This window comes from Protofrankia sp. CiP1_Cm_nod4 (assembly GCF_982290645.1).
This window is the reverse complement of record NZ_CEVIVC010000083.1, coordinates 1-9348: the sequence shown is the minus strand read 5'-3', so window position 1 is coordinate 9348 and position 9348 is coordinate 1. Positions and strand designations below refer to the sequence as shown.

Genomic DNA, 9348 nt, shown 5'->3' with positions numbered 1-9348 from the left:
TCGGTGAGGACACCGTGGTGGCGGGCCAGCCGGATACCGGCGCTGCCGGCGGGCAGCCCACCCACGCGGAGGCCGGTGGGCCGGCCGCTGGCGTGGCGGAGGACCTCGACAACGCCGATCTCCGTGACGTCTGGGAGGCCCGCGAGGCCCGGGAGGGCCAGTCCTCCGCACTCCCCGATGGCCGCGGCCCCAGCGGTCGGCGAAGTCGCGATCATGTTTTTTTCGCGCTGCCGGCGGCGGAGGAGCCCGAGTTCCTCGAGGAGGATCCGGCTGTCGCCGCGGTTGTGCCGGTGCTCACCGCCCGGCCCGTCCCGGGCGCCCAGCCGGATCGTCGTTCCCCGGGCACAGCGCCCGTGGGCGCGGCATCCGGGGCCTCGGCACATGCGGGCCCGGTGCCCGCGGGGGCGTCGGCCACTCCGGGTAGCTCCTCCGGCGCAGCCATGGGCGCTTCGCCCGCCGCGTTGCCGGGTTCAGTGGCGCTGGCCGGGCTGACCTCGCTGTCCGGTTCCTCCGGCCCCGGTAGCGGCTCCGGCCCCCTCCCGCCGCCCGCCGCGGTGCAGGGCGCCCGCCGGGACAATCTCAAGGAGATCGTCGGGATCGGCCCAGTCGTGGAGGCACGGCTGCACGCGCTCGGCATCGTCAGCTTCCGCCAGCTCGCCGATCTCAACGAGGACGGGGTCAGCTGGCTCGGCAGCGTCCTGGAGGGTTTCGGCGACCGGATCGTCTCGGACGACTGGGTGGGCCAGGCCGGTTCCCTCCACGAACGCCACCACCGCGGCCGGGTCTGACCGCCGGACCAGGTAGCGCGGACCAGGTAGCGCGGACCAGCGTCCGCGGTCGCCCGGGCCGGGCGGATATGCGGTCGTCCAGGGGCAGGGACTGATCGAAATGTTACTGTCCGTCACTGAATGTCCGACCGCCGCCGGGTGTGGCAGGGGCGTCCACGGGCTGTCCGCGGCGTCCTGCGAAGCCATCCCGGGCGCGGCGGGCAGCCGATTCCGGTGCGTCCGCGCCGCCGCTGGCCGGTGGTGGCACCGACCGGCCGGGTGCGCTGGTCATGAATATGGCTACGGGCCGGTTCCGAGTACCGGTCGCTGATATTTCTGATCGGTATCAGAATTGATATCGAATGATTTATGGAAATTCTGACAATCCGTTCCCGTGGACGTTTCTCGGGCCTGGGCCGGGCGGTCCCGTGGGTGCCGCTCCGTGGGCCGGCGGATGATCCTGTTTCTTTCGGGGCGAGCGGGTTCGCATGTCAACCGGTATCGGTCGCGCATACGCCACGGTGGCGGCCCGCTCGTCACGGTTCCGGCAGCCGGCCGCGCGAGCGACGAGCCAGCGTGTTTCCCACCGGTTACGACCGCGTCCCGTGAACGCCGGACGGGCCGCTGCCGCCGCGATGCGCGCGGATATGGCCCGACGCTGGCGCCAGTTCCACCGGGGAGTGGTTGCCGGGATTTTCCGGCCGGGCCGGTGGAGCGTCCTCCCCGGTCCGCGGCCACCTGGCGGCCGGGGGCCGTTCCGGCTGTTTTCCCGAATGTCGCGACAGCGGGCCGGCCATTTTCCCGCCCGGCGCCCGGCCAGCCGGGTGATGGATGCGGAGAGTAACGGATGTTCGCCTGGGCATGTGATCGTTTTCTGCCGCCGTTGGGCTCCCCGTGGCCCGATGTGGGTGGACCGCAACGGCCATGCGAATATTGTCGCCGGGCGTCCACCTCCCTCCAGCCGAAGGCGATGCGATCTTGTTATCGCGCTGCCGGGGCCAGGGGGAGAACGGCCGAAGGTGGTGTGATCTTGCTTTTGCGCCGCCGGTGGGCAGCGGAGTGGTACAAGCCGAAGGTGGTCCGATCGTGATTTTTCGGACGACCGGCGAGCGGAGGGGCACGGTGTCGACTGCTTGATCGGACGCGACCTGATTTCTATGTTTCGTAGTATTTGTCCGGCTGACAACACTCCGAACGCATAACCAGGGGGGATCGGTCTTCCGTGGCGGCACGTGGTGACTGGATGGACGCCGCCTCTCTCATCGAGGGTGAAGTGCGCGAACTCGTCCGGCGCCATTCCCTCGACCCGGTCGAGGAGCCCGTCCGCATACGCCAGCTCGTCGAGGACGTCCTCAGCGAATATGAGGAACGCGCGCTCACCAGCGATCTGCCGCCGATTGTCGACCGCTCCACCACCGCCCGGCTCGTCCACGACGCGGTCGCCGGATTCGGGGCGCTGCAGCGCCACCTCGACGACCCGGCAGTGGAAGAAATCTGGATCAACGAGCCCGGCCGGGTGTTCGTCGCCCGTAACGGGCGCAGCGAGCTGACCACGACGATCCTGACCGCCGACGGCGTCGCGGACCTCGTCGAACGGATGCTGAAGAGCTCCGGGCGGCGGGTGGACCTCTCCACCCCCTTCGTGGACGCCATGCTGCCGGACGGCTCGCGCCTGCACGTGGTCATCCCCGATGTCACCCGGGCCCACTGGTCGGTCAACATCCGCAAGTTCGTCCTGTCCGCGGCCAGCCTGGACGAGCTGGTCGCCCTGTCCACGATCACCGCGCCGGCCGCGGCCTTCCTGGAGGCCGCCGTCGCGTCCGGGCTGAACATCATCGTCGCCGGTGGGACGCAGGCGGGGAAGACGACGATGCTCAACTGCCTGGGCTCGGCGATGCCCGGGCGGGAGCGGGTCATCTCCTGCGAGGAGGTCTTCGAGCTCAAGCTCCGGGCGCCGGACTGGGTCGCCATGCAGACCCGCCAGGCCAACCTGGAGGGCACCGGGGAGATCCGGCTGCGGCGCCTGGTCAAGGAGGCGCTGCGGATGCGCCCGGACCGGATCATTGTCGGCGAGGTCCGGCAGGAGGAAGCCCTCGACCTGCTCATCGCGCTCAACTCGGGCCTGCCCGGCATGTGCAGCCTGCACGCGAACTCGGCCCGCGAGGCGGTCACCAAGCTGTGCACCCTGCCGCTGCTCGCCGGGGAGAACGTCAGCCACGCCTTCGTGGTGCCGACGGTCGCCGCGAGCGTGGATCTCGTCGTCCACCTGGCCAAGGACGCCAGCGGGCGCCGGCGGGTCACCGAGATCGTCGCGCTGCCCGGGCGTACCGAGGGGGACGTCATCGAGATCGCCCAGATCTACCGGACGCACGGCAGCACCCTGGTGCGGGCCGAGGGCTACCCCCCGCATGCCGAACGGTTCGCCCAGGCCGGCTACGACCTGCCCGCGCTGCTCGCCGCGACCGACCGTGACCGTGACCGTGACCGCGCTCGTGATCGTGATCGTGATCGCGGCTATGCCGAGCGGGCCGCGCTGCTCGAGCGGTCCCCGCTGGGCGAACGATCATGGCTCGAGATCCGGGGAGGGGAGGGCTGATGGGTATCTTCCTCGGCCTGCTCTTCGGGCTCGGCCTGTTTCTCGTCGTCACCAGCGGCCGTCCCCGTGTCCGGCGTGACCCCGGCACCGCCAGATGGCGGGTGCGGACCAGGGAACTTCTCGCGCAGGCAGGTATCCCGGGGGTCAGCCCCGACCAGCTCCTCATGATCAGTGTTGGGGCCGGCCTGGTGGTCGGCCTGCTCGTCCTTGCCTTCACCGCCACCTGGTCGCTGGCCGGGGCGTTCTTCGTCTTCGCCGCCCTGCTGCCGCGGGCGATGGTGGTGCGGCGCCGGCGCACCCGCATGCACGACCTGCGCGAACTGTGGCCGGACGTGGTGGACAACCTGGCCAGCGCCGTACGGGCGGGGATGTCCCTGCCGGAGGGGCTCGCGTCGGTGGGGGTGCGCGGCCCGGTCCCGCTGCGCCCCGCGTTCACCCGCTTCGGTGAGGACTACCGGGCGACCGGCTCCTTCTCGGCGAGCCTGGACCGGCTCGCCGACGACCTCGCCGACCCGGTCGCCGACCGGATCATCGAGTCGTTGCGGATGGCGCGGGAGGTCGGCGGCACCGACCTCGGCCGGCTGCTGCGGACGCTGTCGGCCTTCCTGCGGGAGGACGCGCGCACCCGCGCCGAGCTGGAGACCCGGCAGAGCTGGACGGTCAACGCCGCCCGGCTCGCGCTCGCGGCACCGTGGGTCGTCCTGCTGATGCTGGCGACCCGCGGGGAGACCGTGCGCGCCTACGACAGCCCGACCGGCGTCGCCGTGCTCGCGACCGGCGGCGGCGTGTCGGTGCTGGCTTACATGATCATGAAATGGATCGGGCGGCTGCCCGAGGAAGGCCGGGTGCTGGGGAGCAGCCTCTCGGGGAGCCCGCGGTGAGCCCGGCGGCGACCGGCGCCCTGATCGGCCTGCTCACCGGGCTCGGGCTGCTCATCATCATCCGCCGGTCGCCGGTTGTCCGGCGGATCCGGCTGGCCGACCGGATGGATCCCTACCTGCGCGACGCCCCGGCGCAGTCCCGGCTGCTCGCCGACCGTCCGCGGAGCACGATGTCGTCCCGTAGCGGTCTGGAGGAGCTGCTGCGGCCTTTCGTGCGGGACGCGGCCCGGCGGCTCGACCGTTTCCTCGGTGGGCGCGCCGCCCTGACCCGGCGGCTGACCCAGGCTGGCGGACGGACGTCCATCGAGGAGTTCCGGGTCCAACAGGTGATCTGTTCCGTGGCCGGCGCGCTTGTCGGCGCGTTCCTGCTGCTCGTGCGGGCGCTCACCGGCGTCGGGCCGCCGCCGATCGTCGGCGTCGCCATGGTCGTCGCGGGGGTCGCGGGCGGGATCGTCGCCCGGGACTGGTGGCTGACGCGCGCGATCCGGGAACGCGAGGAACGGATACTGATCGAGTTCCCGACCGTGGCCGAGCTGCTCGCGCTCGCGGTGACCGCGGGGGAGAGCCCGATCGGCGCGCTGGAGCGGGTCAGCCGGCTCTCCCACGGGGAGCTCGGCCGTGAGCTGCGGCTGGCTCTCGCGGACGCCCGCGCCGGGGCCACCCTCGTCCAGGCACTCGAGGGCATGGCCACCCGGACGACGGTGCCGTCGCTGGCCCGGTTCGTCGACGGCATGGCCGTGGCCATCGAACGCGGCACACCGCTGGCGGAGGTGCTGCGGGCGCAGGCGGTGGACGTCCGGGAGGCGGGCAAACGCCAGCTGCTGGAGGCCGGCGGCCGCAAGGAGATCGCAATGATGGTGCCGGTGGTGTTCTTCGTCCTGCCGACCACTGTGATCTTCGCTTTCTATCCGGCGCTGGTCAGTCTTTCCTTCAACGCCCAGTGATGACGGCCGGTGATTTTCTGGAGATTTTCTCGCTGTCCGCCGAGCAGAGGCGTATCCGAAGTGCCCGAAGGGCTCGAAGAGCCCGGAAGAATGCGAAGGAGCTGTTGGCCGTGCGTGTGTTCGCGATGTTCGTGAGCCGCTGGGTGCTGGAGCGGGAGAGGCTGTCCCGGGCCGGGAGAGACCTGCTCGTGGCAGGGGCCGGGCAGGCCGGCGGCGACCGCCGTGACCGCCGTGACCGCCGTGACCGCGGGGACGTGCCCGGCTGGGTCATGGTCACCGTCATGACAGCAGCCCTGGTCGTCGCCCTGATGGCGGTCGCCGTGCCCCAGCTGCGCGATGTCTTCACCAATGCGATCGACTCCGTGGTCGGCAACGGCTGACCGCGCCGGGCCTCCCGCGCGAAGGCTCAAGATCGCCACCCTGTTCCCGGTGCGGGACCGCCTGTTCTCCCCGCTGTTCTCCTCGCGGGAGCATCGACCCGTTCCGGCGTGCCCGGCAGCGAGCGGGCGCGGGTTCGGGGGTTTCCCCGCGCGGCTGCGCGCCCGGGCGGCAGCGCCACGGCCGGCGTCCGAGCGCGCCTTGACGTCCGAGCGCGCCTTGACGTCCGAGCGCGCCTTGACCTCCGAGCGAGGCTCAGCGTCCGAGCGCGGTTCGGCGGTCGTCGAGTTCGTGCTGGTCGGGACGTTGCTGCTCTTCCTGTTCCTGGGGGTCGTCCAGGTCGGCGTGGTGCTGCACATCCGTAACACCCTGGCCGCGGACGCCGCCGAGGGCGCCCGGCACGCGGCGAACCTGAACATGCCCGAGGACTCCGGCGGCCCCTACGCGGAGCGGCTGATCGCGTCGTCCATCCCCGGGCGTGCCGACACCCGCTGCACCAGCGCCGCCACGACCGGCGCGTCCGGCGTGCCCCTGGTCGAGGTGCGCTGCCGGGTCGCCGTACCGCTGACGGTCCTGCCAGGAGGCGCGAAGACGACGATCACGGTCGTCGGCCACGCGGTCAAGGAGACCCCGTGAACATGCCCCCACGACACCAGCTCCGCCCGGGCCCCGACCCTGATCAGACGGACCCTGATCAGACGCGGGAGCGGGCGCCAGGTCGGGCTCGGCGACGCCTGCCGCGCCCGCACCGCGAGTGGCACCTACATCGCGCATGGCGCCGGTTCCGTGAGTGGGGCCGGCGAGGCGACCAGCGTCGGCCGCGCCCGCTCGACGACAGCGGCACCGCTCTGATCGAGTTCGTCGGCCTGTCGGTCCTGCTGCTCATCCCGTTCGTCTATTTCTTCCTCAGCGTGTTCGCCGTCCAGCGGGCCGCGTTCGCGGTGACCCAGGCCGCCCGGGCCGCCGGCCGGGCGTACGCCACCGCCGACAGCGAGGAGCAGGCCCTCACGCGCGCCCGGGTCGCCGCCGAGACGGCCTTCGCCGACCAGGGCCTCGACGGCGCCCCCGAGCTGCATTTCGCGCCCGAGGGAGCGGACTGCGGCGCCGGCAACCCCGGCGACGGCGCCGCGTCCCTGGCCCCCGGCTCCCGCTTCACCGTGTGCGTCCGCTCCGTCGCGGCGTTACCCGGAACAGCCCGGCTGTTCACCGGCCTCGCCGACATCACAGTCAACGGAAAATTCATAGTCGTAGTGGACGCCTACCGCCGCGACCGCACCCAGGCCCCCGCGGCATAAGGAGATTCTGGCCATCCGCTGAATTCCCGGAATCACGTGCTTTCATGCAGGCCTGGTCGACGTCGCCAGCATCCCGCTCGGCGGGTGACCCAGGATGTGAATCCAGCGCTGCCCTGACAGCAGTGGAGCCGCATCCTTCGGAGGCTGCCCGGGCAGAGGTTTGCAGGGCTGTGTCTTGGTGGCGTCTCCTGTTCGTGCGTCGGTTGTGCGGCCGGCCGGTTATAGTGCTGACGCGGCTGTTTATGGCACGATGACGGAGGGCATGATCGTACTGGACGTGTCGGGATGGTTTCCCGCTCATCGATCTCCCGCATACACGTTGTAGGTGGAGCTGGACGGGATGATCAGCACATCTCCTCCGGCGCGGTGGATGGCCACAGTTGCCCGCATCCGTGTGTTTTCTGCCGGTGGCGACGCGTGAACATCCCCACGTTGACGACGGGGCGGTTGGTGCTTCGGCCGATCTGTCGTGAAGATCTTGACGCGTCCACCGCCATCTGGTCCGACGCCGAGTTCGGGCGGTATGTCGGTAATCATGATCGGCACAGTATGTGGCACAACCTGGCGGCCAACATCGGCGCGTGGGAGCTGGAAGGGGCCGGCTCGTGGTCGGTGGTGGAGCGGGCCGCCGGCGCGCTGGTGGGCCGGGCGGGGCTGTGGTACGAGCCGGGATGGCCCGGGATCGAGCTGGTGTGGTTCATCGGCCGGCCCTGGTGGGGGCGCGGGTACGCGCCCGAGGCGGCACGCGCGTCCGGGACCTGGGCGTTCGCGAACCACGGTGTGAACCGGCTGGTGGCCATCCCGCACCGGGACAACCAGCAGTCCATCCGCGTCGCCGAGAAACTGGGCATGACGTTCGAGCGCTATGAAACTCTGCACGAGACCGACAGCGCCATCTACACGATCACCCGAGCCGAATGGGAAGCCCGCACCGGTGGCTGATCGCTGGGAGGTTTTTTCAGGACCCCTCTGGCCAGGATTGATGATGGTACTCCGACTCGCGGCGGTCTCATGGTTCTGATAATTGAAACAGGAGTTCTGAGCAAACCGCTGTACTGTTCCGGGAATATGGGTGGCCGGGCAGGTCCTGATCCGGTGGGACAGCACGACCGGGGCTGGGCCTGTCAGGAGACGATCAGGTTGCTGTCGCCGAACTCGACCGACACAACCTCGAGCAGGATGTTCTCCCCGAGCTCGGTCCAGGCCGCGTCGATCGGGGAACAGCGCAACCGGTGTGCTCGTGGCCGGTGAACGCGCGGACGTGGAGCGGTTCGTGAAGCGTTTGGAGGATGCCGCTGGGCGATCCGGGTTCGAGCTGGACGCGGCACAGGTGCGGGTCGCCGGCCGGCTTGCCCAGCTCGGCGCCGAGGTGTCGCGGTGGCGGGGCCCGTTCGGTCGGCAGCCGCGCGGGGTCTACCTCTGGGGGCCGGTCGGCCGGGGCAAGAGCTGGCTGATGAACGTGTTCTACGAGAGCGTGCCGACGGACAAGAAGCACCGGGTGCATTTCCACGAATTCTTCCGCCAGTTCCATTCGGCCTTTTCCCGGCATCGGCAGAAACGCCGGGCGGTGGACTTCGCGGTCGAGGAGCTCCTCGCCGGCTGCCGTCTGCTGTGTTTCGACGAGTTTCACGTCCATGACGCCGGCGATGCCATGTTGGTCAGCCGGCTGTTCACGTCGCTGTTCGAGAAGAAGATCACTCTGCTGGCCACGTCCAACTATCCGCCGGATGGTCTGCTGCCAAGTCCGATCTATCATCATCTCTTCGTTCCCATGATCGAGAAGATCGGACAGACGATGGACGTGGTCGAGCTTGCCGGTTCACGGGACTACCGCGGCCGGTCCTGGTCGGGTGAGCCCCGGTCGCGGTTCGAGACCGGTGTCTACATGTGGCCTGGCACGGACGCCCAGCTCCATGACGCCGGCCTGACGGCCCCGGCCGAGGCGGAAACCACCGCACTCGACGTGGGCGACCGGCGGATCCGGGCCTTGGCGGCCCGCGGCGACCTCGTCTGGTTCGATTTCTTCGATCTGTGCGACACGGCCAGGTCCGCGACGGACTATCTGATTCTCACCGGCCGCTTCACGACCTGGGTGATTTCCAGGTTGCCGCGTCTCGCGGAGGTCGGCCGGGACGCCCGGCAACGATTCGCCAATCTTGTCGACATTCTCTGCGACGAGGACGTGCGGCTGTTCCTCGTCGCGTCCGCGCCGCTGGTGGATGTGCTCCACGGCGATGATCTGCCGCCCGACATCGGGCGGATCGCCAGCCGACTCTCCCTGCTGTCCGTGGTCTCGCCGCGCCCTTGTCATGGCCAGGAATGTCGCATTCATTAATACGCTATCACTTGGATCGAATGGGTGGCCCGCGCCGCTGGATAATTTTGTTAAAATATATCGTGGGTGCCGACTTCCAGCCAGACGATGTGTGGTTCATCGGTCTTTTTGGACGGTCCGTAGGCAAACGTCGCGCGACCGTCGGGTGCCCA

The 9348-nt window shown here is 69.9% G+C and carries 9 protein-coding genes; all 9 read left to right on the top strand.

Annotated features, from left to right (window positions below; translation table 11 throughout):
* On the top strand, positions 1-788 hold a 788-nt coding region (locus AC5LSR_RS15835; protein WP_493468627.1), incomplete at its 5' end, for a helix-hairpin-helix domain-containing protein.
* 1222 nt (positions 789-2010) lie between these two features.
* Complete coding sequence (locus tag AC5LSR_RS15830; RefSeq protein ID WP_250284369.1) at positions 2011-3363, top strand: TadA family conjugal transfer-associated ATPase; 1353 nt, start codon at positions 2011-2013, stop codon at positions 3361-3363.
* Positions 3363-4244 (top strand): type II secretion system F family protein, encoded by an 882-nt coding sequence (locus AC5LSR_RS15825; protein ID WP_250284355.1) that lies wholly within the window; start codon positions 3363-3365, stop codon positions 4242-4244. The genes AC5LSR_RS15830 and AC5LSR_RS15825 overlap by 1 nt, the downstream gene beginning before the upstream one ends.
* On the top strand, positions 4241-5188 hold the full coding sequence (locus tag AC5LSR_RS15820; RefSeq protein WP_250284353.1) for a type II secretion system F family protein: 948 nt from the start codon (positions 4241-4243) through the stop codon (positions 5186-5188). The genes AC5LSR_RS15825 and AC5LSR_RS15820 overlap by 4 nt, the downstream gene beginning before the upstream one ends.
* Positions 5189-5298: 110 nt before the next feature.
* Positions 5299-5568: a hypothetical protein gene (locus tag AC5LSR_RS15815; RefSeq protein ID WP_250284350.1), complete on the top strand. Its 270-nt coding sequence runs from the start codon at positions 5299-5301 to the stop codon at positions 5566-5568.
* A 235-nt stretch (positions 5569-5803) separates the two neighbouring features.
* A complete protein-coding gene (locus AC5LSR_RS15810) occupies positions 5804-6202 on the top strand; it encodes a TadE/TadG family type IV pilus assembly protein (protein ID WP_250284348.1) in 399 nt (132 codons plus the stop codon).
* Positions 6203-6204: 2 nt separating this feature from the next.
* A complete protein-coding gene (locus AC5LSR_RS15805; protein ID WP_445548278.1) occupies positions 6205-6861 on the top strand; it encodes a hypothetical protein in 657 nt (218 codons plus the stop codon).
* A 450-nt stretch (positions 6862-7311) separates the two neighbouring features.
* A complete protein-coding gene (locus AC5LSR_RS15800) occupies positions 7312-7803 on the top strand; it encodes a GNAT family N-acetyltransferase (RefSeq protein WP_250290270.1) in 492 nt (163 codons plus the stop codon).
* Positions 7804-8134: 331 nt separating this feature from the next.
* Entirely contained in the window at positions 8135-9196 is a 1062-nt protein-coding gene (zapE, locus tag AC5LSR_RS15795; protein ID WP_250284344.1) for a cell division protein ZapE, read from the top strand.
* Positions 9197-9348: the final 152 nt, after the last annotated feature.